Annotated in this window: 26 protein-coding genes; 2 read left to right on the top strand and 24 right to left on the bottom strand. The window is 60.4% G+C overall.

From position 1 onward, the window contains the following. Positions 1-25 precede the first annotated feature (25 nt). From der to trmJ, 20 genes are all read right to left on the bottom strand, one after another. A complete protein-coding gene (der, locus tag GT753_RS19555) occupies positions 26-1,516 on the bottom strand; it encodes a ribosome biogenesis GTPase Der (protein ID WP_015378774.1) in 1,491 nt (496 codons plus the stop codon). A gap of 255 nt (positions 1,517-1,771) precedes the next feature. Beyond that, positions 1,772-2,953, bottom strand: a complete 1,182-nt coding sequence (gene bamB / locus GT753_RS19560; RefSeq protein ID WP_004941440.1) for an outer membrane protein assembly factor BamB — start codon at positions 2,951-2,953, stop codon at positions 1,772-1,774. An 11-nt stretch (positions 2,954-2,964) separates the two neighbouring features. Continuing rightward, a complete protein-coding gene (locus GT753_RS19565; protein ID WP_015378775.1) occupies positions 2,965-3,585 on the bottom strand; it encodes a YfgM family protein in 621 nt (206 codons plus the stop codon). Between the two features lie 13 nt (positions 3,586-3,598). Continuing rightward, entirely contained in the window at positions 3,599-4,873 is a 1,275-nt protein-coding gene (gene hisS / locus GT753_RS19570) for a histidine--tRNA ligase (protein ID WP_004941437.1), read from the bottom strand. Positions 4,874-5,012: 139 nt separating this feature from the next. Next, positions 5,013-6,134, bottom strand: coding sequence for a flavodoxin-dependent (E)-4-hydroxy-3-methylbut-2-enyl-diphosphate synthase (gene ispG / locus GT753_RS19575; protein WP_004941434.1), 1,122 nt, complete (start codon positions 6,132-6,134; stop codon positions 5,013-5,015). A gap of 47 nt (positions 6,135-6,181) precedes the next feature. Next, positions 6,182-7,156, bottom strand: coding sequence for a cytoskeleton protein RodZ (gene rodZ / locus GT753_RS19580; protein ID WP_004941432.1), 975 nt, complete (start codon positions 7,154-7,156; stop codon positions 6,182-6,184). Continuing rightward, positions 7,146-7,895 carry a type IV pilus biogenesis/stability protein PilW gene (gene pilW, locus GT753_RS19585; RefSeq protein ID WP_015378776.1) on the bottom strand — a complete coding sequence of 250 codons (750 nt, stop codon included), beginning with the start codon at positions 7,893-7,895 and terminating at the stop codon, positions 7,146-7,148. The genes rodZ and pilW overlap by 11 nt, the downstream gene beginning before the upstream one ends. A 98-nt stretch (positions 7,896-7,993) precedes the next feature. After that, on the bottom strand, positions 7,994-9,190 hold the full coding sequence (locus tag GT753_RS19590) for a bifunctional tRNA (adenosine(37)-C2)-methyltransferase TrmG/ribosomal RNA large subunit methyltransferase RlmN (protein ID WP_004941426.1): 1,197 nt from the start codon (positions 9,188-9,190) through the stop codon (positions 7,994-7,996). Positions 9,191-9,427: 237 nt separating this feature from the next. After that, complete coding sequence (gene ndk, locus GT753_RS19595) at positions 9,428-9,853, bottom strand: nucleoside-diphosphate kinase (RefSeq protein ID WP_004941424.1); 426 nt, start codon at positions 9,851-9,853, stop codon at positions 9,428-9,430. Positions 9,854-10,015: 162 nt separating this feature from the next. After that, positions 10,016-10,846, bottom strand: coding sequence for an enhanced serine sensitivity protein SseB (gene sseB / locus GT753_RS19600; protein WP_015378777.1), 831 nt, complete (start codon positions 10,844-10,846; stop codon positions 10,016-10,018). An 89-nt stretch (positions 10,847-10,935) separates the two neighbouring features. Further along, positions 10,936-12,231, bottom strand: a complete 1,296-nt coding sequence (pepB, locus tag GT753_RS19605; RefSeq protein ID WP_015378778.1) for an aminopeptidase PepB — start codon at positions 12,229-12,231, stop codon at positions 10,936-10,938. An 83-nt stretch (positions 12,232-12,314) separates the two neighbouring features. Next, positions 12,315-12,515 carry a Fe-S cluster assembly protein IscX gene (gene iscX, locus GT753_RS19610; protein ID WP_006327336.1) on the bottom strand — a complete coding sequence of 67 codons (201 nt, stop codon included), beginning with the start codon at positions 12,513-12,515 and terminating at the stop codon, positions 12,315-12,317. Positions 12,516-12,547: 32 nt separating this feature from the next. Next, positions 12,548-12,883: an ISC system 2Fe-2S type ferredoxin gene (gene fdx, locus GT753_RS19615; RefSeq protein WP_004941417.1), complete on the bottom strand. Its 336-nt coding sequence runs from the start codon at positions 12,881-12,883 to the stop codon at positions 12,548-12,550. A gap of 2 nt (positions 12,884-12,885) precedes the next feature. Then, positions 12,886-14,736, bottom strand: a complete 1,851-nt coding sequence (hscA, locus tag GT753_RS19620) for a Fe-S protein assembly chaperone HscA (protein ID WP_015378779.1) — start codon at positions 14,734-14,736, stop codon at positions 12,886-12,888. Positions 14,737-14,768: 32 nt separating this feature from the next. Then, on the bottom strand, positions 14,769-15,290 hold the full coding sequence (gene hscB / locus GT753_RS19625; RefSeq protein WP_004941412.1) for a co-chaperone HscB: 522 nt from the start codon (positions 15,288-15,290) through the stop codon (positions 14,769-14,771). Positions 15,291-15,352: 62 nt separating this feature from the next. Further along, positions 15,353-15,676 (bottom strand): iron-sulfur cluster assembly protein IscA, encoded by a 324-nt coding sequence (gene iscA, locus GT753_RS19630; RefSeq protein ID WP_004941410.1) that lies wholly within the window; start codon positions 15,674-15,676, stop codon positions 15,353-15,355. 54 nt (positions 15,677-15,730) lie between these two features. After that, positions 15,731-16,117: a Fe-S cluster assembly scaffold IscU gene (iscU, locus tag GT753_RS19635; protein ID WP_004941408.1), complete on the bottom strand. Its 387-nt coding sequence runs from the start codon at positions 16,115-16,117 to the stop codon at positions 15,731-15,733. 24 nt (positions 16,118-16,141) lie between these two features. After that, positions 16,142-17,356 (bottom strand): cysteine desulfurase, encoded by a 1,215-nt coding sequence (gene iscS, locus GT753_RS19640; RefSeq protein ID WP_015378780.1) that lies wholly within the window; start codon positions 17,354-17,356, stop codon positions 16,142-16,144. A gap of 54 nt (positions 17,357-17,410) precedes the next feature. Continuing rightward, positions 17,411-17,905 carry a Fe-S cluster assembly transcriptional regulator IscR gene (gene iscR / locus GT753_RS19645; protein WP_004941404.1) on the bottom strand — a complete coding sequence of 165 codons (495 nt, stop codon included), beginning with the start codon at positions 17,903-17,905 and terminating at the stop codon, positions 17,411-17,413. A 193-nt stretch (positions 17,906-18,098) separates the two neighbouring features. Further along, entirely contained in the window at positions 18,099-18,833 is a 735-nt protein-coding gene (gene trmJ / locus GT753_RS19650) for a tRNA (cytosine(32)/uridine(32)-2'-O)-methyltransferase TrmJ (RefSeq protein WP_015378781.1), read from the bottom strand. A 119-nt stretch (positions 18,834-18,952) separates the two neighbouring features. On the opposite strand from trmJ, the gene suhB reads away from it, so the two are divergent. Then, positions 18,953-19,756 (top strand): inositol-1-monophosphatase, encoded by an 804-nt coding sequence (suhB, locus tag GT753_RS19655; protein ID WP_004941400.1) that lies wholly within the window; start codon positions 18,953-18,955, stop codon positions 19,754-19,756. 56 nt (positions 19,757-19,812) lie between these two features. Here the strand turns inward: suhB and GT753_RS19660 are convergent, their stop codons facing one another. Further along, entirely contained in the window at positions 19,813-20,835 is a 1,023-nt protein-coding gene (locus GT753_RS19660; RefSeq protein WP_015378782.1) for a nickel/cobalt transporter, read from the bottom strand. Continuing rightward, on the bottom strand, positions 20,826-21,461 hold the full coding sequence (locus GT753_RS19665) for a DUF1007 family protein (RefSeq protein ID WP_031299949.1): 636 nt from the start codon (positions 21,459-21,461) through the stop codon (positions 20,826-20,828). Before GT753_RS19665 ends, GT753_RS19660 begins: the two co-directional genes overlap by 10 nt. Positions 21,462-21,643: 182 nt before the next feature. On the opposite strand from GT753_RS19665, the gene csiE reads away from it, so the two are divergent. Next, positions 21,644-22,909: a stationary phase inducible protein CsiE gene (csiE, locus tag GT753_RS19670; RefSeq protein WP_160125868.1), complete on the top strand. Its 1,266-nt coding sequence runs from the start codon at positions 21,644-21,646 to the stop codon at positions 22,907-22,909. Here csiE and GT753_RS19675 read toward each other — a convergent pair whose 3' ends face one another. Next, entirely contained in the window at positions 22,910-24,055 is a 1,146-nt protein-coding gene (locus GT753_RS19675) for a 3-phenylpropionate MFS transporter (protein WP_021504511.1), read from the bottom strand. It abuts the gene before it with no gap. A 156-nt stretch (positions 24,056-24,211) separates the two neighbouring features. Continuing rightward, on the bottom strand, positions 24,212-25,465 hold the full coding sequence (glyA, locus tag GT753_RS19680; protein ID WP_004941389.1) for a serine hydroxymethyltransferase: 1,254 nt from the start codon (positions 25,463-25,465) through the stop codon (positions 24,212-24,214). Positions 25,466-25,797 lie beyond the last annotated feature (332 nt).

Genomic DNA, 25,797 nt, shown 5'->3' on the forward strand with positions numbered 1-25,797 from the left:
TCACTGCCGCGCCCCTCATAAGCGATTACTTGCTCTTTTTCAGGTGGCTCATCAGGCGCTTGCGCTTACGCATCTGGGTTGGCGTCAGCAGGTTGCGTTTGCCGGCGAACGGGTTGTCCCCCTCTTTGAACTGGATGCGGATCGGCGTCCCCATCACGTTCAGCGAGCGGCGGAAGTAGTTCATCAGATAGCGTTTGTACGAATCGGACAGATCGCTGACCTGGTTGCCGTGGATCACCACGATCGGCGGGTTATAACCGCCGGCATGGGCATATTTCAGCTTCACGCGGCGGCCGCGCACCAACGGCGGCTGGTGATCGTCAACCGCCATCTGCATGATTTTGGTCAGCATCGAGGTGTTTACGCGGCGGGTTGCGCATTCGTAGGCTTCCTGTACCGATTCGAACAGGTTGCCGACGCCGCTGCCGTGCAGGGCGGAAATGAAGTGCACGCGCGCGAAGTCGACGAAGCCCAGGCGCAGATCGAGCATCTCTTTCACGTGCTCGCGATCTTCTTCGCTCATGCCGTCCCACTTGTTGACCGCAATCACCAGTGAGCGCCCACTATTGAGGATAAAGCCGAGCAGCGAGAGGTCCTGATCGGAAATGCCTTCACGCGCGTCGATCACCAGCAGCACCACGTTGGCGTCTTCAATCGCCTGCAGGGTCTTGATCACCGAGAATTTTTCGACGGTTTCGGTCACCTTGCCGCGTTTGCGCACCCCGGCGGTGTCGATCAGCACGTATTCGCGTTCGTCGCGCACCATCGGAATGTAGATGCTGTCGCGGGTGGTGCCCGGCATGTCATACACCACCACGCGCTCCTCGCCGAGGATGCGGTTAGTGAGCGTAGACTTACCGACGTTCGGGCGGCCGACGATCGCCAGTTTGATCGGCAGATCCTGCGGATTGAACGCTTCTTCCGGCTCTTCGTCTTCTTCGCCTTCCAGCGTTTCGCCGTTTTGCTCGGCCCAGTAAGCGGCGTTGGCCTCTTCCTCGGTCAGCTCGACGTCTTCCGGTTTTTCCGGCACGAACGGCACCAGCACGTGTTCAATCAGCTGGGTCACGCCGCGGCCGTGAGAAGCGGCGATAGCGAACACTTCACCCAGGCCGAGCGAGTAGAAATCGGCGGTGGCGGTGTCCGGATCCAGACCGTCGGTCTTGTTGGCCACCAGGAAGGTCGCCTTCTGGCGGCTGCGCAGGTGCTGGGCGATGCCCTGATCCGCCGGCATCAGGCCGGCGCGGGCGTCGACCATGAACAGCACGATGTCCGCTTCTTCGATCGCCAGCAGCGACTGACCGGCCATGCGCGTTTCGACGCCGTCTTCGGTGCCGTCGATGCCGCCGGTATCGACGATGATAAATTCATTGCCTTCGATTTCAGCACGACCATACTTGCGGTCACGCGTCAGCCCCGGGAAATCCGCCACCAGCGCATCACGCGTATGGGTTAAACGGTTGAACAAGGTGGATTTACCCACATTCGGGCGCCCGACCAGCGCGACGACAGGTATCATTGTTGAAGCCTCATTACTTAATAATCAATGCGTTACTGCACTGTGGATAGACACCAGCGGTGCAGCTTATAAAATACGAAACGGCCCCTGAACACTCAGGAGCCGTTTTCCCCTTCATCTTTCGCGCCACAGCGGCGTTGTCTGCGCACCCTCGCCTCGGTCACTCAGTTCACTGAGCTCCCGAGGACTCATGCGCTTGCCGCCTGGCTGCAACCCGAAAGCTTTCGGGTGCAAGAAGGGTCACGACGAGCGGCGTTAGCGGGTGAAAGCGTAAACTTTCCCGCCGCGAGCCTGGATGATCAGCTTGTCGCTGGCCACCATCGGCGCAGACAGGAAGCCGGAACTGTCCACTTCCTGCTGGGCGACAAAACGGCCATCGGTGGTGTTGATCCAGTGCAGATAACCTTCGGCGTCACCGGTCACCAGATAACCATTATACATCACCGGCGGCGTCAGGTTGCGGTGCAGCAGATCGCTCTGCGTCCACACGGTCACGCCGCCTTCGGTGCTGAGTGCCACTACGCGATCGTTCTGGTCGATCAGGTAGATGCGGCCCGCGTCGACGATGAAATCATTCACCGAACCCAGCTCGCGTTTCCAGATAATCTGGCCGGAACGCAGATCCAGCGCCGTCAGGTTGCCGTTGTAACCCAGCGCGTAGACCACGCCGTCAACGATCACCGGCGTGGTGTCCACGTCGTTCAGACGATCGATTTCGGTCGCGCCGCTCGGCTGAGAAATACGCTGTTGCCAGATAATCTGGCCCTGCTGCATCAGCACCGCACTGACGCGGCCGTTGTCACCGCCGACGATGGCGGCGCCAAAAGCGACGGCCGGCGCGGATTCACCGCGCAACGACAGCGAAGGCATGTCCAGGTTAACCGTCCACTTCACCGCGCCGTCGGCTTCGTTCAGCGCCTGCAGCATGCCGTTGGAGGTGTGCACCAACACCATGCCGTCGCTGACAACCGGACGGGAGATCGCTTCGCCGGCCACTTTGGTCTGCCAGGCGATGGCGCCGTCGGCGGTGTTCAATGCGTAAACCACCGCTTTTTCGCTGCCGACGTAAACCTTGTCGCCCGCAACCGTCAGGCCGCCCGACAGCAGCGCAGACAGGTTGCTGGAGAAGAAGCCGGTCTTCTCGGAGAGATTGACCTTCCACTTCTCGTTGCCGCTGTCGGCGTCCATCGCTTTCACGATGCCAAAGCGATCGGCGGCGTAAATGGTGCTGTCCTGATAGGCCGGGCGCAGGTGGGAGTAATACTCACCGATACCGTCGCCCACCGAGGTGCTCCACGCCTTGCTCGGCGTAAACTGATTTTCAACTTTCGGCAACGGCGACATGGTAACCACGTCTTCTTCGCTGTTAAACAGCGAGCAACCACTCAGCAAGGCAGCGGAAACCAGTCCGACCAAGAGTGTTTTACGCAATTGCATGGGAATTCCCCTTAGCTGGACAAGTTATTCAATTTCATGCGCAGCAGAACCTGCAGCGCCTGAGAAGCATTGGACTCAATGCCTTTGCTGTAAGCTTCGCGCGCGCCCTTGGCGTCGCCCTTGGCCAGCAATACATCGCCGCGCACATCCTGCATCATCGCCACCCAGCCTTCGCCTTTCACGCCATCCAGCGTTTTCAGCGCTTCATCCAGCTTTTTCTCCTGCAGCTGGACGCGCGCCAGACGCAGGTCGATCATCGCCAACAGGTTGTCGTCTTTGGTCTGGCCCTGCGCCAGCACCAATTGTTGTTCCGCCTTGGCGAAATCATTCTGTTCGACAAAGTGCTTGGCCAACTGCAGCGCGGCCAGTACGCCGTAGCTGTTGCCGTTAGCCTGGACAAATTTCTCTGCGGCAGCCACGTCATCCGGCTTGCCGGCCGCCAGACGATCGCTGGCTTCCTGATAGGATTGCGATGCCGCCATCATGTTGGAGTTTTCATGGCTCTGCCAATAACGCCAGCCAACCAGGGCACCAATTCCGAGCACCACGCCCACCGCCAGCGCTTTGCCGTTCTCGGCAAAGAACCGACGCAGTGCGTCGACTTGTTCGTTTTCAGTGGTATAGACTTCCACGGTGTCCTTCTCCTTAACCTAACATCAAAGCCAGACGCGCAGCGACTTCGCTTTGCGCCAGCGTTTCTTGTTCACCACTGCGCAGGTCTTTCACCACCACCTGCTGCGCCGCCACTTCGCTCTCACCCAGGATCAGCGCGATGCGCGCGCCCCATTTGTCCGCACGGGTGATCTGCTTCTTGAAGTTGCCGCCGCCGTAATTGGTCATCAGCTTCAGCTGCGGCGCCGCGTCGCGCACCTGTTCAGCCAGCCGCATTGCCGCACTCTGGGTGCCCGCGCCGGAAGAAATGACGTACACGTCGATAGCCGACGGCGCCTTGAATTCCGGGTTGACCGCCTGCACCAGCAGCACCAGACGCTCCAGGCCCATGGCGAAACCGACCGCCGGGGTGGCGCGGCCGCCCAGTTGCTCGACCAGGCCGTCGTAACGGCCGCCCGCGCAGACGGTGCCCTGCGCGCCCAGGCTGGTGGTCACCCACTCAAACACGGTGCGGTTGTAGTAATCCAGACCGCGCACCAGGCGCTCGTTAACGGTATATGGGATACCTGCCTGCGCCAAAAGTTCACACAGACCGGCGAAGTGAGCACGGGATTCTTCATCCAGGTACTCGGACAGGCGCGGCGCGTCGTTCAGCAGCGCCTGCACCTCAGGATTCTTGGAGTCCAGCACGCGCAGCGGGTTGCTGTACATGCGGCGTTTGCAGTCTTCGTCCAGCACCTCGACGTGCTGCTCCAGGAACGCCACCAGCGCGTCGCGGTAGTTGGCGCGCGCCTCCAGCGAACCGATGGAGTTCAGCTCCAGCGTGACGTGCTCGGCGATGCCCAGCGCTTTCCACCAGCGGGCGGTCAGCAGGATCAGCTCGGCGTCGATATCCGGGCCTTGCAGGCCGAACACTTCCGCGCCCAGCTGATGGAACTGACGGTAACGCCCCTTCTGCGGGCGCTCGTAGCGGAACATCGGGCCGATGTACCACAGACGCTGTTCCTGATTGTACAGCAGACCATGTTCGATGCCGGCGCGCACGCAGCCAGCCGTCCCTTCCGGACGCAGCGTCAGGCTTTCGCCGTTGCGGTCTTCGAAGGTATACATCTCTTTTTCCACGACGTCGGTCACTTCGCCGATCGCGCGTTTGAATAACGGGGTCTGCTCTACAATCGGCAACCGGATTTCGCTGTAACCGTAGCCGCCCAGCACCTGCTTGAGGGTGCCTTCAATACGCTGCCATAATGCCGTTTCTTCCGGCAGGTAGTCGTTCATGCCGCGAATGGCTTGAATGTTCTTTGCCACGTGAGTTCTCTGTCCGTTGTCTGTAAAAATGAACCCGATTATAGGGACTTTGCCGCCCGGTATTCAACGCGGATGCGGTTTTCTGCCCTTCAGGTTCATAAACAAGCGGGCCAACAGGCCCGCCGTGTAGCGATAACGCTTATTTTTCCAGCAGGTTGACCGTGATGCGTTTGCTTTCGTCCATCATCGCGGCCTTGGCGCGAATTTTCGCTTCCAGCTGGTCGATCATCTGTTCGTTGTCGAAACGCTCTTTCTGGCGCACGCCGTCTTCATAGAAGCCGCTCTTCTTGTGGCCGCCGGTTACGCCCATGGTGGACACCAGCGCTTCACCCGGACCGTTCACCACGCAGCCGATGATCGAAACGTCCATCGGCGTGATGATGTCTTCCAGGCGCTGCTCCAGCGCGTTCACCGTGCCGATCACGTCGAACTCCTGACGCGAGCAGGTCGGGCAGGCGATGAAGTTGATGCCGCGCGCGCGGATGCGCAGCGACTTCAGGATGTCGAAACCGACCTTCACCTCTTCGACCGGATCCGCCGCCAGCGAGATGCGCAGGGTATCGCCGATGCCTTCAGACAGCAGCATGCCCAGGCCGATGGCCGATTTGACCGACCCGCTGCGCGCGCCGCCGGCTTCGGTGATGCCCAGGTGCAGCGGCTGATCGATGCGCGACGCCAGCAAGCGGTAGGATTGCACCGCCAGGAACACGTCCGACGCCTTGACGCTGACCTTAAACTGGTCGAAGTTGAGGCGATCGAGGATGTCCACGTGGCGCATGGCGGATTCCAGCAGCGCTTCCGGCGTAGGTTCGCCGTACTTTTCCTGCAGGTCTTTTTCCAGCGAGCCGCCGTTGACGCCGATGCGAATCGGGATGTTCTTGTCACGGGCGCAGTCCACCACCGAGCGAATGCGCGATTCGTTGCCGATGTTGCCCGGGTTGATGCGCAGGCAGTCTACGCCATATTCGGCCACCTGCAGTGCGATGCGATAATCGAAGTGGATATCGGCGACCAGCGGCACGTTGACCTGCTGCTTGATCAGTTTGAACGCCTCGGCGGCGTCCATGGTTGGAACCGAAACGCGGACGATGTCGACGCCCACGCGCTCCAGCGCTTTGATCTGATTAACCGTTGCTTCAACATCGGTGGTACGGGTGTTGGTCATCGACTGCACGGCAATCGGCGCGCCATCACCAATAGGCACCTTGCCGACGTAAATGCGTGTAGATTTTCGACGGTTGATGGGCGCTTGGTTATGCATTACTTACTCTCCATTGCTGCTCTGACATCACGACCGGTGCCGCGCGATTACTGCGCGGCGACGGTCAGGCGAGCAACACGGTTTGACTTAACGAACCGGCTTAAATCAACCGGTTTACCCTGATACTGGATCTGAACTGCCGCCGGCGCACCGATGGTCAGTTTATACGGCGCAGTGCCGGTCAGGTTCAGCTTGCCGCCTTGCTTCTGGGTGCCGCTGAACAGCGTTTTACCGCTCGCGTCGGTCACCTGCAGCCAGCAGTCGGCGGAGAAATCCATCACCAGCGCGTTCGGATCGGCCGCCGGCGCAGCCACGCCCGCATCGGCGGTCGGCAACGGCGCTTGCGCCGCCGGCGCGGTTTCCGGCAGGGTGGTCTGGCTTGGCGACACCACGGCAGGCTGCTGCTGAGCCGCGCTCGGCGCCTGGGCGGTCGCCGCCGGCGCCTGAGCCGCTGCGCCGGTATCGGCCGGCGCGGCGCTGTTGTCGGTCAACGGCACGTTGGTGCCGGCGTCGGCATTGCCGTCGGTCAGCGGCACGGACTGCCCTTCGTTATTCTGTGAAAGCTGCGCCGAGGATTGATCGGCCATGGTGGCGATCTCTTCCTGCTGCGCCTTGTGGTTTTGCCACCACCAGGCGCCGGTCAGGCCGATCACCACGAACACGATAAGCCAGGTGAAGCTCATCAGCCAGCCGTCGCGTTTCTTGCGGCGCTTGCCCAGCGAGAAACTTTGCATCGGCGCCACTTTCGCCATCTTCAACGGCGCCTGCTTGGCCAACATCGGCAGCAGTTCGTCTTCCGGCAGATGCACCAGCTTGGCGTAGGAACGGATGTAGCCGCGCACGAAGGTGGACGCGAGGTCAGCGGACACGCTGTCTTCCTCGATATCGCGCACGGTGGACATTTTGAGACACAGGCGTTCTGCAACGGTCTGTTGGCTCAGCCCGAGTTGCTCACGGGCCTGACGCAGGCGCTGGCCCGTCGTCATGGATACGGTTTTATCTTGGGAGGCTTCAGTATTCATTAGCTAAGAACTGCTGGTACTGTTTGGATTGTGGAAAACTTCGCGCTAGCTGCTTGCCATAGCGTTGAACGCTATCCTGGCGGCCGGCTAACGCGGCGAAACGAATCTGTAACCATAAGCTGCTGGCGCTGGCCGGCAGAACATGCTGATAAACATCCAATAAAAGTTGCGACTGGGCGCGCTTCCCTTCTCCAAATTGCTTTTCGGCCTCCGCCAGCAGCGGAGCGCCTTTGTCCGGATCGACTTTCAGCGCGCGGCTCAACAGCGTGCGCGCTTCGTCGTTTTGTCCGGCCTTGAGAAAACAGTAACCTGCGTTTTCCAGGCTGTCGGCGACCTGGCCATAATCGGGCGCCAGCGCCGCAGCGCTAAACTGCTGTTGCGCCGGTACATACTGCCCTAAACCGCAAAGAAACGCACCGTAATTATTCAGTACGGTGCCATTGCCCGGCGCAAGTTTGAGCGCTTGCCGATAACGCTGTTCGGCCTCGGCGTTTTCACCGCTGCGCTGCGCGTAGAGCGCCATGCCCAACTGCGTGCGGTAATCCTGCGGGGCCGCGTCCAGCGCCTTTTCCAGGTTCTGGCGCGCGGCGTCCATGTCGCCTTGCTGCAGGTACTCCAGCCCCAGCTGCAGGCGCGTCTGGCCCGCCTCAGAGACCTGTGCTTCCTTTTCCGGCGCTGAACCGGAACACCCGGCCAACAACCCGGCCGCCAGCCACATCCCCCACAGTTTCAGCTTCATGCCCGCATTCATTTCCTTATCGGCCGTCAGCTAACGCCCGCCAGCGACACGCTTTCGCATAACAGGCTGTTAGATAACAAAAAATGGTGCTATAGGATTCAGACCGCCCGTACGTTGATAGGTTCCCCGGCCATTTTCTTCTTCAGGGTACGCTTGGTACGGTCGATCACTTCACCCGCCAGTTGCCCGCAGGCGGCGTCGATATCGTCACCACGGGTTTTACGAACAATAGTCGTAAAGCCGTATTCCATCAACACCTTGGAGAAACGATCCACCCGGCTGTTGGAGCTGCGGCCGTACGGAGCGCCCGGGAACGGGTTCCATGGGATCAGGTTGATCTTGCACGGCGTGTCTTTCAGCACTTCCGCCAGCTGATGCGCGTCGTCGGTGCTGTCGTTGATATGATCCAGCATCACGTACTCGACGGTAACGCGGCCCTGGTTGGCGTTGGATTTCTCCAGGTAGCGACGCACCGCGGACAGGAAGGTCTCGATGTTGTACTTGCGGTTGATCGGCACGATCTCATCGCGGATGGTGTCGTTCGGTGCGTGCAGCGAAATGGCCAGCGCCACGTCGATCATGTCGCCCAGCTTGTCCAGCGCCGGCACCACGCCGGAGGTAGACAGGGTCACGCGGCGTTTGGACAGGCCAAAGCCGAAATCGTCCAGCATGATTTCCATCGCCGGCACCACGTTGTTCAGGTTGAGCAGCGGCTCGCCCATGCCCATCATCACCACGTTGGTGATCGGGCGTTGGCCGGTCACCTTCAGCGCGCCGATGATCTTCGCCGCGCGCCACACCTGGCCGATGATTTCCGACACGCGCAGGTTGCGGTTGAAGCCCTGCTGCGCCGTCGAACAGAATTTGCACTCCAGCGCGCAGCCTACCTGCGAGGAGACGCACAGCGTCGCGCGGTCGGCTTCCGGGATATACACGGTTTCGACCTGCTGATCGCCCACCTTGATCGCCCACTTGATGGTGCCGTCGGCCGAACGCTGTTCTTCCGCCACTTCCGGCGCGCGGATTTCCGCTACGCGCTGCAGCTTGCCGCGCAGGACTTTGTTGATGTCGGTCATCTGCTCGAAATCGTCGCAGCAGTAGTGGTAAATCCACTTCATCACCTGATCGGCGCGGAACGGTTTTTCGCCCATTTCGGCGAAGAACTCGCGCATTTGCTGGCGGTTCAGATCCAGCAGGTTGATTTTGGCCGCAGCCGGTTGCTCCACGTTAACGGAGGGGGTAGTCAGCGAATTATTTTCAGACACGGTGTGCTCGGACGTGATGGGTTCTAACATAATGATCTCTGGCCTCGTTATTACACGTTATGGCGCTAAAGAATGGAAAGTAAGTTGTGCATTTCAGCCCGCGAGATTCGGGTGGCGGCACTAAAAACACGCCCCTGACAAGTCGTCTTATCAGGGGCGCGGCATTGTACAAATTTTAGTAGCGGGTTTCTATGGCTGAAAGGCATTCAGGGCATTTTTATTGTTTCAGCCGGTGAATGCCTGGCTATCAGCTCAGAAACGGCACGATTAACGTGCGCAGATTTCGCTTTCGTTGAAGAAGTAAGCGATTTCACGCTGTGCGGATTCAACGGAGTCGGAACCGTGAACGGCGTTAGCGGTGAAGCTGTCCGCGTAGTCGGCGCGCAGGGTGCCGGCCAGTGCGTTGTCCGGGTTGGTTGCGCCCATGATGTCGCGGTTGCGCTGCACGGCGTTTTCAGATTCCAGAACCTGCACCATGATTGGGCCGGAGGTCATGAACTCTACCAGACCGTCGAAGAATGGGCGGCCTTTGTGCTCAGCGTAGAAGCCTTCAGCTTGCTCGCGAGTCAGACGCAGCATTTTAGCGGCGATGATTTTGAAACCGGCGCGCTCGAAACGCGCGTAGATAGCGCCGATGTCGTTGTTGGCTACAGCGTTTGGTTTAACGATGGAAAAGGTACGTTCTACGGTCATGATGGCCTCTGTATGACTTCCAAAACAGGCCGGTCTGCAATGTTGCCGGCCTTCTCAAGTGGCGCAGATTATATGTGCGCCGTTAACGCTTGCCTACGGGAAAATCAACATTTCATTAAAAAAATATGATCTTCATTCGCCACTTTCAGCGGCGCACCGACGTTATTGGGTCTTGTCGGTAGACGGGATCACATTGCGCAGCCAACTGCCCCAGCGGCGCTGATAAAACGGCTGCGTATGGGCGATCAGGTAGTGGCTGATGCCCCGCTCTTTCTCCGATACCAGGCAGAAATCCACCGGTTCGTCATTCGGCGCCGTTTCGCTGGCGACGCTGCCGGCCTCGTTGATCAACGCCTCGATCTCCGCCGGCTCGGCATCCACTTCCAGCCCGATCAGCAGATTCGGCTTCTCGTCCGCCGCCTGGTCGTGCATCAGCGCCAGAAACGCGCGGCGCACCGGCTTGCGCTGGCTGAACAGCGTGGTCAGCGCATCCACCATCGCCGACGGATACTCTTCGGGCTGCCCCAGCAGGATTTGGGTCTCTTTGTCGACGTAGTGCTCCACCGGTTTGACGACGCCGCCGGTCGCCAGCAGCATCGCCACCTCTTCCGGGTAGAACTCTTTGCCGTATTCCGCCTTCGGGTTGAGGAACAGATCCGCGCCCTGGGTGATTTCAAACAGCACCCGCGCCGGCATGGCGATGAACGGCTGTTCATCCTCAACGGCCTTCTGCAGCGCTTCCAGCGAGGTGAAGAACGGAATAATGCTGCCGCCGTCCTGTTTTTCCCAATGCTGGATATTGACCGGCGTATCCGCGTTCAGCGTAATGTCGCCGTCCTGCTGCACCTGCTCGCTGTCGCCGAGGATCAGCACCGTGGCCTCGAGCAGTTCACGGAAGAACGCCGGGCGGTGGGCCGGCTCCGTCACCGCCAGCTTCAGCAGGCGTTCAAGTTCGTTCTCGCTCGGGGCGGCATCGTGATGATGGGCACTCATGGCAAACTCCAGGGATCAAATAGCGAGGCCCAGCATGCTGGGCCCCGAAGATAATGCGCATTCTAGCGCCCGACGCGGCGGGCGTTCAATTATTTGGCTTTGCTCAGCAACAGATTGGCCAGGGTGCGCACGCCCAAACCGGTCGCGCCGGCCGACCACTGATCCACCGCGCCTTTGCGGTAGGTGGCGGAACAGTCGATGTGCAACCAGCCTTGCTGGTAGTTCTTAACGAAATGCGACAGGAAGGCCGCCGCGGTGCTGGCACCGGCGGTATAGGCCGGGCCGGCCACGTTGTTCAGCTCGGCGAAGTTGGACGGCAGCTGGCTGCGGTGGAACTCGGCCAGCGGCAGACGCCAGAACGGCTCGTGCTCGGCGGCGGCGCTGCTCAGCAGCTCCTGCGCCAGCGCGTCGTCAAAGCTGAACAGCGCGTGATAGTCGTTGCCTACCGCCGTTTTCGCCGCGCCGGTCAGGGTGGCGCAGTCGATAATCAGCTGCGGGTTCTGCTCAGAAGCGTCGATCAGGCCGTCGGCCAGCACCAGGCGCCCTTCCGCATCGGTGTTCATCACCTCAACGGTTTTGCCGTTGCGGTAGCGAATGATGTCGCCCAGTTTGAAGGCGTTGCCGCTGACCATGTTGTCGGCGCAGCACAGGTACAGCTTCACGCGCTGCTTCAGGCCGCGCGCCGCCGCCAGCGCCAGGGCGCCGGTGATGGTGGCCGCGCCGCCCATGTCGGATTTCATCGAATCCATAAAGGCGCTTTGCTTCAGGCTGTAGCCGCCGCTGTCGAAGGTGATGCCCTTGCCGACCAGGCATGCGAACACCGGCGCATCCGGGTTGCCGGTCGGGTTGAAGTCCAATGCCAGCAGCACCGGCGGGCGCTCGGAGCCGCGGCCGACGGTGTGGATGCCGGCATAGTTCTGCTCGCGCAGATCTTCGCCCTTGGTGATGCGGTAGCTGACGGCATCGCAGCCGACGTCGCACATCAGATCGACGGCGCGGGTCGCCAATTGCTCCGGCCCCAGCTCTTCCGCCGGCATGTTGATGGTGTCGCGCACCCAGTCGACGATCTTCAGGCGCTTATCCAGTTCCTGACGCGCGGCTTCCGGCAGCTCGGGCCATTCGACGTTGCGCTGCCCTTTCGGCCCGCGATAGCCTTGCCAGAACGCCCAGCTGTTTTCCAAATCCCAACCGTCGCCGGCCAGCTTGACGTTTTTGATGCCCTGGCCATCAATTTTGCGGCCCGCGCGCTGGATCGCGCCCAGCTTGTCGGCGCCGGTCAGGTGAATGGTCATCCCTTCGCCGTTGGTGCTCAGCAGCGCTTTCTCGCCCCAGCGGGCGTCGGCAGGTTGTTGCGACAGCGTGACCTGCATGAATTCTGTTGTCATAGCCTTCTTACTCCGGATTATTCTTTTATTAATCTTGTCGGATACAAAATAAACGGGCCGCCCATGGCAGCCCGTTACGCTATTTACTCCGCTTCATCTAACCAGACCAGCAGGATCGCTTCCAGTATTTTTTCGTTGGAAGCCTGCGGATCGTCATCGAACTCTTCCAGATCGCAGATCCACTGATGCATGTCGGTAAAACGCACGGTTTTCGGATCGGTGTCCGGGTATTGGTCGTACAGGGCTTCGCCGATTTCACGGCTGTCGGTCCACTTCAGTCCCATTATGATCTCCGGGTTGACGCTGCGGCTAACAATTAATGCTCACGCGCGTGATTGACGGTGTAGCGCGGCATTTCGACCACCAGATCTTCGTCGGCGACCAGCGCCTGGCAGCTCAGACGGCTTTCCGGCTCCAGCCCCCAGGCTTTGTCCAGCATGTCGTCTTCCAGCTCGCTGCTCTCTTCCAGCGAATCGAAGCCTTCACGCACGATGCAGTGGCAGGTGGTGCAGGCGCAGGATTTCTCACAGGCGTGCTCGATTTCAATGCCGTTGCGCAGCGCAACGTTGAGGATCGACTCCCCTTTTTCGGCTTCCAGAACCGCCCCTTCCGGGCAAAGATCTTGATGGGGCAGGAAAACAATTTTAGGCATGGTTAAACCTCATCCACAGAATGGCCAGCCAGCGCGCGGCGAATGGAAGCGTCCATGCGGCGCGCGGCAAAATCTTGCGTTTGTGCATCTAATGTTTTGATGGCGTCTTCGATAGCGGCGGGATCTTCACCCTGCGCCGCCTGCTGCAACGCCTGGGTCGCGGCGGCGATCGCCTGGCTTTCCGCCTCGCTCAGCAGCGCGGCGTCGGTGGCCAGCGCGCCCTGCAGGCTTTCCAGCACCCGCGCAGCTTCCACGCGTTGCTCCGCCAGCTTGCGCGCGCCCACGTCGCTTTGCGCATTGGCCATCGAATCCTTGATCATGCCGGCGATTTCACTGTCCGACAGGCCATACGACGGCTTGACCTGGATCGAGGCTTCAACGCCGGTGGATTTCTCCATCGCGGTGACGCTCAGCAGGCCGTCGGCATCCACCTGGAAGGTGACGCGAATGTGCGCGCCCCCGGCAGGCAGCGGCGGCAGGCCGCGCAGCGTAAAGCGCGCCAGCGAACGGCAATCCTGCACCAGCTCGCGCTCGCCCTGCAGCACGTGGATCATCATCGCGCTCTGGCCGTCTTTAAAGGTGGTGAACTCCTGCGCGCGCGCCACCGGGATAGTGGTGTTGCGCGGGATCACTTTCTCCACCAGGCCGCCCATGGTTTCGAGGCCCAGCGACAGCGGGATCACGTCCAGCAGCAGCATATCGCTGTCCGGCTTGTTGCCCACCAGGATGTCGGCCTGGATCGCGGCGCCGATGGCGACCACTTTATCCGGATCGATCGACGTCAGCGGCGTGCGGCCGAAGAAGGCGCCCACTTGCTCACGCACCAACGGCACGCGGGTGGAACCGCCGACCATCACCACTTCCAGCACCTCGTCGGCGGCGACGCCGGCGTCTTTCAGCGCCCGGCGGCAAGCCATCAGCGTGCGTTTCACCAACGGAGCGATCAGCGCTTCAAACTGGGCGCGGGTCACCTCGCCCTGCCAGCCGGCCACCTCGACGCGCACGCTGTCGGCATCGCTCAACGCGATTTTGGCGGCGATGGCGGCATCCAGCAGTTGACGCTGCACGCCGTGGTCGCTGCGATCGGCCACGCCGGCCTGCTCGCGCAGCCAGTCGGCCAACAGATGATCGAAGTCGTCGCCGCCCAGCGCGGAATCGCCGCCGGTGGCCAGCACTTCGAACACGCCGCGGCTGAGGCGCAGAATGGAGATATCAAAGGTGCCGCCGCCCAGATCGTAAACCGCGATCACCCCTTCCTGGCCGGAATCCAGCCCGTAGGCGATCGCCGCCGCGGTCGGTTCGTTCAACAGGCGCAGAACGTGCAAGCCGGCCAGACGCGCTGCGTCTTTGGTGCCCTGGCGCTGCGCGTCGTCGAAGTAGGCGGGAACGGTGATCACCACGCCATCCAGCTCGCCTTCCAGCGCCGCTTGCGCGCGCGCGGACAGGGCCCGCAGGATATCAGCGGAGACACCGACCGGGTTAACCGGGCCGGCGGCGGTGACGATCAGCGGCAGGCCGTTGTCGCTGGCCTGAAATTGATACGGCAGGTTCGGGTAACGTTGCTGCACGTCCGCCAACGAGCGGCCCATCATGCGTTTGATGGAGCTGACGGTATTGGCCGGATCCTGCGCCGCCTGTTGGCGCGCCTCCCAGCCGACGCGCTGCGCGTCCGCCTGATAATGCACCACCGAAGGCAGCAAATGGCGCCCCTGTTCGTCGGCCAGCGTTTCCGCCTGCCCGCTGCGCACCGTGGCGACCAACGAGTTGGTGGTGCCTAAGTCGATGCCGGCGGCCAAGCGTCGCTGGTGCGGCGCGGCGCTGAGGCCAGGCTCACTAATTTGTAATAAGGCCATGTTGAAGCTTCCACAATCAGAATCAGAAGGTGTTACTCAAAACCCAGCAGTTTTTCTTCGAGTTGTTCAACCTGTTGCTGGAGTTTGTCCAAAAAGCGCAGCTTGCGCACGGTGTCGGCGGCGTCCGCCCACTGCTCACTGTCCAACTGCTGCAGCATCAGCGCGCTGCGCTGTTTGATGGAGACGGCCAGCCGCGCGCCGAAATCGGCCAGCAGGCTTTCCGCCTCCGGCTTGCGCTCAATGGCGTCGAGCTCTTCGCGCAGTTCCAGCTGTTCCATCAGGAACGCGGTGTCGCGCATCGTATGCTGTTCGTTGCCCAGATCGAAGCCGTGCAAAGATAGCATATACTCCGCGCGTTTTAACGGGTGCTTCAGCGCCTGGTAGGCTTCGTTGATGGTCGCCGCCTGCTGCAACGCCATCAGGCGTTCGCGCTCCGGCTGGTTGGCGAAACGATCGGGGTGGAATTGGCGTTGCAGATCCTGGAAGCGGGACGCAAGCAGGCTGCCGTCCACGGTGTAGCGAACTGGCAGCCCGAATAAAGTAAAGTAATCCATAGCGTGCTCTGGGCGTTAGCGGATGAAGTTCCCCCGCCGAAACGGGGGAGCACGATGGACTGTCAGACGTTGAAACTCTCGCCGCAGCCGCACTCGCTTGAGACGTTCGGGTTGTTGAACTTGAAGCCTTCGTTCAGGCCTTCCTTAACGAAATCAAGCTCGGTGCCGTCAAGGTAGACCAGGCTCTTGCCGTCGATGATCACCTTGATGCCTTTGTCTTCAAACACGATGTCGTCATCGTTGGCTTCGTCAACAAATTCCAGCACGTACGCCATCCCGGAGCAGCCGGAAGTTCGCACTCCCAGACGCAGGCCGAGACCTTTGCCGCGGTTCGTCAAAAACGCCTGAACACGCTGCGCAGCGCTGTCGCTCATGGTAATAGACATCACAACCTCACACTTCACATCAAAGCCCGGCGCGGCCGGGCCGACTCAGACAAATTACTTGGCGCTATGCTTGCTCTTATAGTCGGCAATCGCTGCTTTGATGGCGTCTTCAGCCAGGATCGAGCAGTGAATTTTGACCGGCGGCAATTCCAGCTCTTCGGCGATCTGGGTGTTTTTGATCGCTTCAGCCTGATCGAGCGACTTGCCTTTCATCCATTCGGTCACCAGCGAGCTGGAGGCGATGGCGGAACCGCAGCCATAAGTTTTAAAGCGCGCGTCTTCGATGATGCCTTCATCGTTAACCTTGATTTGCAGCTTCATCACGTCGCCGCAAGCCGGCGCCCCTACCATGCCGCTGCCGACGGTAGGATCTTCGTTGTCGAAAGAACCCACGTTGCGCGGGTTTTCATAATGATCGATTACTTTTTCGCTGTAAGCCATGACCTTGCTCCTGAAACCTGAGAATTAATGATGCGCCCATTCGATGCTGTTGATGTCCACGCCCTGCTTGAACATCTCCCACAGCGGGGACAGATCGCGCAGACGGCCGATGGATTTACGCACCAGTTGAATGGTGTAGTCGATCTCTTCTTCCGTGGTGAAACGCCCCAGGGAGAAACGGATCGAGCTGTGCGCCAATTCATCGCTCATGCCCAGCGCGCGCAACACGTAGGACGGCTCGAGGCTGGCGGAGGTACAGGCTGAACCGGAAGAAACGGCCAGGTCTTTCAGCGCCATGATCAGCGACTCGCCTTCAACGTAGTTGAAGCTGACGTTCAGGATGTTCGGTGCGCCGTGCTCCAGATCGCCGTTCAGATACACTTCTTCCATATCTTTCACGCCGTTCCACAGACGGTCACGCAGGGTGCGCAGACGCGCCATCTCTTCGGTCATCTCTTCTTTGGCGATGCGATAAGCTTCGCCCATGCCGACGATCTGGTGGACAGGCAAGGTGCCGGAACGCATGCCGCGCTCGTGACCGCCGCCGTGTACCTGCGCTTCGATGCGGATGCGCGGCTTGCGACGCACGTACAGCGCGCCGATGCCTTTCGGGCCATAGATTTTGTGGCCGGAGAACGACATCAGGTCGACTTTCAGCTTGCTCAGATCGATAGGCAGTTTGCCCACGCTCTGGGTGGCGTCAACGTGGTAGATGATACCGCGCGCGCGGCACATTTCGCCGATCGCTTCGATGTCCTGCACCACGCCGATTTCGTTGTTGACGTGCATGATGGAGACCAGAATGGTGTCATCGCGCATCGCGGCTTCGAGATCCTGCAGGCTGATGATGCCGTTGCTCTGCGGCGCCAGGTAGGTCACTTCAAACCCTTCGCGCTCCAGCTGACGGCAGGTGTCGAGCACGGCTTTGTGTTCGGTTTTGCTGGTGATGATGTGCTTGCCTTTTTTCTGGTAGAAATTGGCAGCGCCTTTGATCGCCAGGTTGTCGGATTCGGTCGCCCCGGAGGTGAAGACGATTTCGCGCGGGTCAGCACCCACCAGTTCGGCGATTTGGTTACGGGCGATGTCTACCGCCTCTTCCGCCTGCCAACCGAAACGGTGGGAACGGGAAGCCGGGTTGCCGAAAGTGCCGTCCAGGGTCAAAAACTGCATCATCTTCTCAGCAACGCGCGGGTCAACCGGCGTCGTTGCTGAGTAATCCAGATAAATCGGTAATTTCATTGCTCTTGTGCTCCGTACATCACTTCCAAAAACTAAAATAATTTCGCCAGCTGCTTATGCGCGCAGATTAACGTTGATAGTTTCTTGCGGACGGCCGTTGGCCGTGCGGCGCGTATCGTTGTTTTGACGATCCGCCACCACCAGCACTTCCTGGTTGTTGACCAGTTCTGCCAGCGTAATATTGTTCAGGAACCCGCTGATGCGCTCGCTCAGATCGCGCCACAGGGCGTGGGTCAAGCAGCGATCGCCGCCCTGACAGCCTTCTTTGCCCTGGCAACGGGTTGCATCTACCGATTCATCGACAGCAGTAATGACAGCGCCAACGGCGATCTCACCCGCGTCTTTACCCAGCAGATAACCACCGCCCGGACCGCGCACGCTGGCCACCAGGCCATTCTTGCGCAGACGGGAGAATAATTGTTCCAGATAAGAGAGCGAAATACCCTGGCGTTCGGAAATGTCCGCCAGTGGCACCGGCCCTTCCTGAGAATGCAGCGCTACGTCGAGCATAGCGGTTACGGCATAACGGCCTTTGGATGTCAGTCTCATAGCTCAATGGTTACCTGTTGGTCAAATATGGCCGAAAGTCTGACATTCCCGAGTAAAACAGTCAACTATTTAACCCAGTAATTAACTCAAGTATTAGCACGTTTTGAACTTAGCAAGAACAAAGGTATATAAAATACATGTTATAACCTTTGGATAACTAATACTATTGTCGCCCACCGTGATGCCACATCAATTAATTACCTTGATGTTTATCCTGTTTCTCGATCGACGTCAGCATGCCGCGCAGGATATTCAGCTCCTGCCCTTCCGGGCGCGCGCGGGTGAACAGCCGACGCAGACGGTTCATCACCTGGCCCGGATGCGACGGGCGAATGAAACCGGTGCGCTGCAGCGTCTGCTCCAGATGCTGATAGAAACGCTCGAGGTCGTCCACCAGCGGATACGGTGTCTCTTCCAACTGCGGCGCGCCCGCCTGTTGGCGATCGAGGTAAGCCACGCGCACTTCGTACGCCAGGATCTGCACCGCCATCGCCAGGTTCAGCGAGCTGTAGTCCGGGTTGGCCGGAATGGCAACGTGGTAGTGGCACTTTTGCAATTCATCGTTGGTCAGCCCGACGCGTTCGCGGCCGAACACCAGCGCCACCGGCGCGTGCTCGCCTTCGTGCACCGCGCGCACGCCGCATTCGCGCGGCTCCAGCATCGGCCACGGCAAGGTGCGAGAACGTGCGCTGGTACCCACCACCAGGCTGCAGCCGGCGATGGCGTCATCGAGGGTATCGACGATAGTGGCGTTGCCGATCACGTCGCTGGCGCCGGCGGCCAGGGCGATGGCCTGAGAATCGGGTTTGATCAGCGGATTAACCAGATAAAGGTTGGTTAAACCCATGGTTTTCATGGCTCTGGCGGTCGAGCCCATGTTGCCGGTATGTGAAGTCTCTACCAGAACAATGCGGATATTGTGCAGCATACAAACTCTGAGCGTGGCGGAAAATCGCAGCATCTTAACACAGCCGTAGGCAATTTGCCGAACAGCTGCTATACTTCGCGCCGTTTCCTGTTCTTTAACATCCTAGTTGGAAGATACCCATGCATCCGATGCTGACTATCGCCGTGCGCGCTGCGCGCAAGGCCGGTAACCTGATTGCCAAAAACTACGAAACCCCGGACGCTGTAGAAGCGAGCCAGAAAGGGACCAATGACTTCGTCACCAACGTCGATCGCGATGCAGAGCATCTGATCATCGACGTCATCCGCAAGTCTTATCCGCAACACAGTATCGTGAGCGAAGAACGCGGTGAGCTGATCGGCGAAGATCGCGATGTGCAATGGGTGATCGATCCACTGGATGGCACTGCAAACTTCATCAAACGCTTCCCTCATTTCTCCGTTTCCATCGCCGTACGCATCAAAGGCCGTACTGAAGTGGCCGTGGTTTACGATCCAATGCGCAACGAACTGTTCACCGCCACGCGCGGCCAGGGCGCACAGCTCAACGGTTACCGTCTGCGCGGCACCAACGCCAAAGATCTGGATGGCACCATCCTGGCGACCGGCTTCCCGTTCAAAGTCAAACAGCACGCCACGCCTTACATCAACATCGTCGGCAAACTGTTCACCCAGTGCGCGGACTTCCGCCGCACCGGTTCCGCTGCGCTGGATCTGGCCTATGTCGCCGCCGGCCGCGTGGACGGTTTCTTCGAAATCGGCCTGAAGCCGTGGGACTTCGCCGCAGGCGAACTGCTGGTACGTGAAGCCGGCGGCCTGGTCACCGACTTCGTCGGCGGCCACAACCACTTCAGCTCCGGCAACGTGGTCGCAGGCAACCCGCGCGTGGTGAAAGCCATGCTGGCCACCATGCGTGAAGAACTGAGCGAAGCGCTGAAGCGTTAATCGCCAGAAGCGAATCGAAAAAAAGCGCTGCCGATGCAGCGCTTTTTTTATGCCCGTTAGCGGGAGAAGGGGCGGATACCGCCGCCGAATTCCGGCTGCGCGCTGACGTACAGCAACAGCCCGGCGGCCAACAGGATCAGCCCCCCGGCCAGCGCCAACGCCCCCCAGGCTACCGCGCTCCAGGCGGCGGGCGCGCGCGAACGGCTGAGGCGCACCGCCAGCCGGCGGCTGTAATGCACCAGCAACGCCAGCATGGAGATGGTCAACGAGGTGCCGAACGCCATCGCCAGCGCGGAAAGCACGCCCCAGCCGAACACGCCGATCACCTTGGAGAACAGCAGCACCAAAATCGCCCCCGAGCAGGGGCGCATGCCCATCGCCAGCACGATGGCGGTTCGGGTGCGCCAGTCGCTCCCCGCCTGCAGCTCGCTGTCGCTCGGCAGATGCCGGTGGCCGCAGCCGCAGTCGGCGCTGTGCACATGATCAGCCGCCAGCGGCGTCAGGCTGTTGATGCGCAGCGCCGGCGCCGGGCGCATCGCTTTGATCGCCGCAAACAGACGTTTCAGCGCGCGCCAGCTCAGCAGCACGCCAAGCAGCATCACCAGAATAAAACTGCCCTTCTCCAGCCAAAAGCTGCTTTGGTGCAGCTGGCGCGAAGAGAGCTGCAACACCACCAGCATCAACGTCACCAGCGCGATCGCCACCAGCCCCTGCACCAGCGAAGCGGCGAAGGTCAGCTTCAGGCTGCTTTTCAGCCGCGCCGGGTGGGTGGCCAGATAGGTGGCGATCACCACTTTACCGTGGCCGGGCCCAAGCGCATGCAAAACGCCATAACCGAGGCTGAACAGCATCAGCGCCAGCCCGGCCTGCTGCGGCGCGGCCTTCACCTGCTGCAACAGCCCCGCCATCTGTTGATGCAGCGCTTTTTGCCATACCACGCTCTGCATCAGCAGCTGCGGCCAGTAGTGCCACGCCAGCAACGCGGCGGCCATCAGCGCCAGCGTGAACGGCAGCAGCGGCCACAGGCCAAAGGCCCAATGGCGTCGGCTTATCGTCGGCGGCGAGAAATTTAGCGACATTGCAGCGTCACCCGCTGGGCAAACTGTTGCCCCAGCGCCAGGTCTTCGCCGGGCGAGTCGTTCTTGTCGAGCGACAGCGCATAGGCCTGCAGCGACGCATTCGGCTTCGGCGTGATCAGCTTGTAGCTGCACTGCTGCGCCATCTCCGGCGGCAAATGCAGCGCATTTTGGTCTTTATAGGTCATATCCACGAAATAAGTCGGATCGTAAGTAGAAAGCTCGAACGGCTTGCCCGCCAGCGGCTGCGGCTCGGCCAACGGCAGCACGAACTCCAGCACCGCCTGGTTGCCCTGGCGCGACAGGTGATATTCGCTGGGCAAGTTCAGGTATTTCACCGGCTTGCCGTCGCGGTAAAGATCGGTGAAATAGTGCTGCCCCAGCACGTTGGCCATCACTTCCGCCGCCAGCTTTTTCCACACTTCCGAATCGCTCTTGGCGTTTTTCGCATCGTAGAGCAGATCCGCCGAGGTGATTTCATCCATCACCCACACCATTTTCAGGCCGACCAGCCGCTGGTCCTTGGCGACGAAGGTGGTGTTCATGTCGATAAAGCTGTGCGGATGAGCGGCCGCTCCAGCGCTGAACACGGCGCCGAGGGCAGCCAAAAGACGACGTAACTTCATCATTATCCTGTCTTACCTGCATTTGTTATAACGTAACACAAATAACTGCCGAACGGCCCGCCTCTCCCGGCGATATTTGTGACGAAAGTTGTAAGCCGAAGTAAAAGCCGCGCTGTCATCCTGACGTTACAAAGCCTTTTGCTATGCTTAGGCATAATCGCAACCTTTAATGCCGGAAGGTGATAATGAGCCTGGACACCTCTCCCGTGCCCGAGCTCTCCGGACAACAACGGCGCTGTCATCTGCTGCTGATGCTGTACACGCCGGAGCCCGAGTTACAGCTGGAGACCTTAAGCCGAATCAATGGCGTCGCCCCCCCGATAACCCGGCAAGATATAGCCGAGGTGGCCAGTGAAATCCAGCGTTTCCACCATCTGGAGATCGCCGTCGATCCCGACCATGGCTACCAACTGCGGGGCAGCGCGCTCGACCAACGCCTGTGCCTGATCCATTGGCTGCGGCGGGCCCTGCGCTGCAGCCCGCAGTTCGTCGAAAGCGACTTCGCCCCGCGCCTGCGGCTGGCGCTGGCGGCCGATGCCGGGTCGGCGTCGCAGCTGGCTCAAGCGATAGACGCCTACGAGCCGCTGCTCAACCGCCACTTCGACGCGCGCGACCGCCAATTCCTGCAGCATTATCTGCTCTACTGCGCCTGGCAAAATCGCCTGCAGCGCCATCCGCGTTTCGACGCCGTTCAGCGCGACTGGCTGCGGCAAAAGCCGGAACAGCAAGCCGCCGCCTGGCTGCATCAGGCCTGCAACCGGCTGTTTAACCAGCCGCCGCAGGCGGACGAGCGCGATTTTTTAGCGCTGACCTTCACCCTGTTGAAAAATCACAGCTACCACAGCAATGACTCGGCGCAAGAGCAGCGGTTGATGGCGGCGATCGGCAGCATGGTCGAGCGTTTCCAGCAACTTTCCGGCATGGCCTTCAGCAGCAAGGCCGAGCTGGTCAGCCAGCTGTTCGCCCACCTGGCGCCGGCGCTGGAGCGCTGCCGTTTCGCCATCGGCATCGACAATATGCTGCTGGAAGACGTGGTGCGCAAATACCCGCGGCTGATGCGCACCACACAGGAAGCGCTGATACCGCTGGAGCAGGAGTACGGCGTGCATTTTTCCAACGAGGAGGCGGGCCTGGTGGCCATCAGCTTCGGCGCCTGGCTGATGCAGGACAACGCGCTGCAGGAAAAACAGGTGCTGCTGCTGACGCTGGACAATCCGCAGCTGGAAGAGGAAGTGGAATATCAGATCCGCGAGCTCACGCTGCTGCCGCTGAACATCAAGTATCTGCCGCTGAGCGACTATCTGTGCGGCGGCGCGCCGCAGGGCGTCACGCTGGTGATCACCCCCTACGCGGCGGTGCACAGCGCTCCGCACCCGCCGCTGATCTACACCGAGCTGCCGCTGGAAACCCGGCAGCGCCAGGCCATCCGCGCGCTGCTGGAAGCGCCTTAATCAACGGCTGACGCTGACCGCCGGCGGCCGGATGAACAAGGCCGGCGCCGCGACCGCCGCCATCACCCAGAACACTCCGCCCTGCCAATGTTCGAACAGGAACCCGGCAATCACCGTCATGACGGCGATACCGCCGCCCATCGCCAACGCCGAATACACCGCCTGCAGCCGGATCACCTCTTGCCCCTGACGCGCGGCGATAAAGCGCATCGCCGCCAGATGGCAGACGGTGAAGGTGCCGCAGTGCAGGATCTGGATCAGCAGCAGCCAACCCAGCTCGGTGCTGTAGGCCATCAGGCTCCAGCGCAACACGCCGCAGCAGGCGGAGAGCAGCAGCAGGTTGCGCGCATTCCAGCGGCGGAACAGCACGTTGCTGCTGGCGAAAATAATCACCTCCGCCACCACGCCCAGCGACCACAGATAACCGATGGTCGAGGCCGAATAGCCCGCCTCCTGCCAGTAAATGGAGCCGAAGCTGTAGTAACCGGCGTGCGCCCCCTGCAGCAGCGTGACGCACAGCAGGAAGCGCCACACCGGCCCCTCTTTCAACAGCGCCCACAGCGAACGCTCGGCTCCGCCGTGCGTGCGCGCTTCGCCCTGCGGCATGACGCTCGGCTTCAGCAACATGCCCAGCAGCATCGCCAGCACGCTGAAGATCAGGCTGTAGAGAATGGCGTTATGGCCCCACACCGCCACCAGCTGCCCGGTCAGCGCCGAGCCGATGACGAACGCCAGCGAGCCCCACAGCCGCACCCGGCCGTAGTCCATGCGGATTTGCTTTTGCCAGGTGGCGGCCAGCGCGTCGGTCAATGGCACCAGCGGCGAGAAGAACAGGTTGAACCCCGCTATCACCAGCATCAGCCAGCCCCAGCCGTTGCCGAAGCAGAAGCCAACCGCGAAAGCCAGGGTCAGCAGCGCCAGCAAGCGCAAGGCGGAGACCAGATGAGAGGGATCTTTAACGCGCGGAGCAATCAGTAAACTGCCGAGGAAGCGGGCCACCAAACCGGCGCCTAGCAACATGCCGATGGTTTCGGGCGCGATGCCCTCGCCTTTCAGCCACACGCCCCAGAACGGTAAGAAGATGCCGTAGGAAAAGAAGTAGGTGAAATAACTGAGCGCGAGCCAACGCGTGGATTGCAGAACCATGATCCCTCCGGTGTGAGGGCAATACTTTGACAGAGCTCACACCGGCCCGCAATCTTCATTCCACTTCAATGCGTTAGAGTGCCAGACAGCTCACAGTTTGCCGCAAGCGGCCATAAAAAAACCCGCCGCAGCGGGTTTTGTCAGGCGAAAGCGGGATTAGGCGTAAACCGGCAGGCGGGCGCAGATATCCAGCACTTTCTTCTTGGTGCGTTCGATGGTGGCTTCATCGTTGATGTTGTCCAGCACATCACAGATCCAACCGGCCAGTTCGCGCACGTCGGCTTCTTTGAAGCCGCGACGGGTCACGGCCGGGGTGCCGATACGCACGCCGGAGGTAACGAACGGGCTCTTCGGATCGTTCGGCACGCTGTTTTTGTTGACGGTGATGTTGGCGCGGCCCAGGGCGGCGTCAGCTTCTTTACCGGTCAGGTTCTTGTCGACCAGATCCAGCAGGAACAGGTGGTTATGGGTGCCGCCGGAGACCACTTTATAGCCGCGCTGCAGGAACACTTCCACCATCGCCTTGGCGTTGACCGCCACTTGCTGCTGGTAAACCTTGAACTCAGGCTCCATCGCTTCTTTCAGCGCCACCGCCTTGCCGGCGATCACGTGCATCAGCGGGCCGCCCTGGCCGCCAGGGAACACGGCGGAGTTCAGCTTCTTGTACAGTTCTTCGTCGCCGCCCTTCGCCAGGATCAGGCCGCCGCGCGGGCCCGCCAGGGTTTTGTGGGTGGTAGTGGTGACGATGTGCGCGTGCGGCACCGGGTTCGGGTACACGCCGGCGGCGATCAGGCCGGCCACGTGCGCCATGTCGACGAACAGATAAGCGCCGATGCTGTCGGCGATTTCGCGCATTTTGGCCCAGTCAACCACGCCGGAGTAGGCGGAGAAGCCGCCGATGATCATTTTCGGCTTGTGGGTTTGCGCCTGTTTGGCCAGATCGTCATAGTCGATTTGACCTTTGTCGTCGATGCCGTAAGGCACCACGTTATACAGTTTGCCGGACAGGTTAACAGGGGAACCGTGGGTCAGGTGGCCGCCGTGCGCCAGGTTCATGCCCAGAATGGTGTCGCCCGGCTGCAGCAGCGCGGTGTACACGGCGAAGTTAGCCTGGGAGCCGGAGTGCGGCTGCACGTTGGCGTAATCGGCGCCGAACAATTCTTTGGCGCGGTCGATAGCCAGCTGCTCAACGATATCCACGTATTCGCAGCCGCCGTAGTAACGCTTGCCCGGATAGCCTTCAGCGTATTTGTTGGTCAGCTGGGAACCCTGAGCCTGCATTACGCGCGGGCTGGTGTAGTTCTCAGACGCGATCAGCTCGATGTGCTCTTCCTGACGCACCACTTCCTGCTCCATGGCACGCCACAGTTCCGCATCGTAATCGGCAATGTTCATTTCACGCTTTAACATCCGGCATCTCCTGACTTAAATCAGCTAACTAAAAAATCACCAAATAACTACCCGTTTGGGGTCTGGGCCACAGTGTAAACCGTTTCGCCCTACCGAAGATAGGTCTTGACAGAGGTTTTTACGCAAACGATTGGCATAAGGCGGCGCAAGGCTTTGATCCGCGAAACGCTGCCGTTTATCAACGGACATTTCCTCATGCGAACAATGCGCTTTTTTCATGTTCTGTGAGCGCGATCGACGCCCGAAGAACACCGCAACGAAAACAAGGGTATTTACAAGCGGCGCGGAACCCAATAAGATGCATTTAAAATGCATCATTAGAATTCTCGTCA

Origin of the sequence: Serratia sp. Z4 (assembly GCF_009900725.1) — a bacterium.
In the GTDB taxonomy this organism is placed as follows: domain Bacteria; phylum Pseudomonadota; class Gammaproteobacteria; order Enterobacterales; family Enterobacteriaceae; genus Serratia; species Serratia nematodiphila.

Bases quoted from the DNA above. Each gene is read 5' to 3' on its own strand.
- der (WP_015378774.1), bottom strand. From the start codon at position 1,516: ATGATACCTGTCGTCGCGCTGGTCGGGCGCCCGAATGTGGGTAAATCC.
- bamB (WP_004941440.1), bottom strand. From the start codon at position 2,953: ATGCAATTGCGTAAAACACTCTTGGTCGGACTGGTTTCCGCTGCCTTG.
- ispG (WP_004941434.1), bottom strand. From the start codon at position 6,134: ATGCATAACCAAGCGCCCATCAACCGTCGAAAATCTACACGCATTTAC.
- rodZ (WP_004941432.1), bottom strand. From the start codon at position 7,156: ATGAATACTGAAGCCTCCCAAGATAAAACCGTATCCATGACGACGGGC.
- pilW (WP_015378776.1), bottom strand. From the start codon at position 7,895: ATGAAGCTGAAACTGTGGGGGATGTGGCTGGCGGCCGGGTTGTTGGCC.
- GT753_RS19590 (WP_004941426.1), bottom strand. From the start codon at position 9,190: ATGTTAGAACCCATCACGTCCGAGCACACCGTGTCTGAAAATAATTCG.
- ndk (WP_004941424.1), bottom strand. From the start codon at position 9,853: ATGACCGTAGAACGTACCTTTTCCATCGTTAAACCAAACGCTGTAGCC.
- sseB (WP_015378777.1), bottom strand. From the start codon at position 10,846: ATGAGTGCCCATCATCACGATGCCGCCCCGAGCGAGAACGAACTTGAA.
- pepB (WP_015378778.1), bottom strand. From the start codon at position 12,231: ATGACAACAGAATTCATGCAGGTCACGCTGTCGCAACAACCTGCCGAC.
- iscX (WP_006327336.1), bottom strand. From the start codon at position 12,515: ATGGGACTGAAGTGGACCGACAGCCGTGAAATCGGCGAAGCCCTGTAC.
- fdx (WP_004941417.1), bottom strand. From the start codon at position 12,883: ATGCCTAAAATTGTTTTCCTGCCCCATCAAGATCTTTGCCCGGAAGGG.
- hscA (WP_015378779.1), bottom strand. From the start codon at position 14,736: ATGGCCTTATTACAAATTAGTGAGCCTGGCCTCAGCGCCGCGCCGCAC.
- hscB (WP_004941412.1), bottom strand. From the start codon at position 15,290: ATGGATTACTTTACTTTATTCGGGCTGCCAGTTCGCTACACCGTGGAC.
- iscA (WP_004941410.1), bottom strand. From the start codon at position 15,676: ATGTCTATTACCATGAGCGACAGCGCTGCGCAGCGTGTTCAGGCGTTT.
- iscU (WP_004941408.1), bottom strand. From the start codon at position 16,117: ATGGCTTACAGCGAAAAAGTAATCGATCATTATGAAAACCCGCGCAAC.
- iscS (WP_015378780.1), bottom strand. From the start codon at position 17,356: ATGAAATTACCGATTTATCTGGATTACTCAGCAACGACGCCGGTTGAC.
- iscR (WP_004941404.1), bottom strand. From the start codon at position 17,905: ATGAGACTGACATCCAAAGGCCGTTATGCCGTAACCGCTATGCTCGAC.
- trmJ (WP_015378781.1), bottom strand. From the start codon at position 18,833: ATGCTGCACAATATCCGCATTGTTCTGGTAGAGACTTCACATACCGGC.
- suhB (WP_004941400.1), top strand. From the start codon at position 18,953: ATGCATCCGATGCTGACTATCGCCGTGCGCGCTGCGCGCAAGGCCGGT.
- GT753_RS19660 (WP_015378782.1), bottom strand. From the start codon at position 20,835: ATGTCGCTAAATTTCTCGCCGCCGACGATAAGCCGACGCCATTGGGCC.
- GT753_RS19665 (WP_031299949.1), bottom strand. From the start codon at position 21,461: ATGATGAAGTTACGTCGTCTTTTGGCTGCCCTCGGCGCCGTGTTCAGC.
- csiE (WP_160125868.1), top strand. From the start codon at position 21,644: ATGAGCCTGGACACCTCTCCCGTGCCCGAGCTCTCCGGACAACAACGG.
- GT753_RS19675 (WP_021504511.1), bottom strand. From the start codon at position 24,055: ATGGTTCTGCAATCCACGCGTTGGCTCGCGCTCAGTTATTTCACCTAC.
- glyA (WP_004941389.1), bottom strand. From the start codon at position 25,465: ATGTTAAAGCGTGAAATGAACATTGCCGATTACGATGCGGAACTGTGG.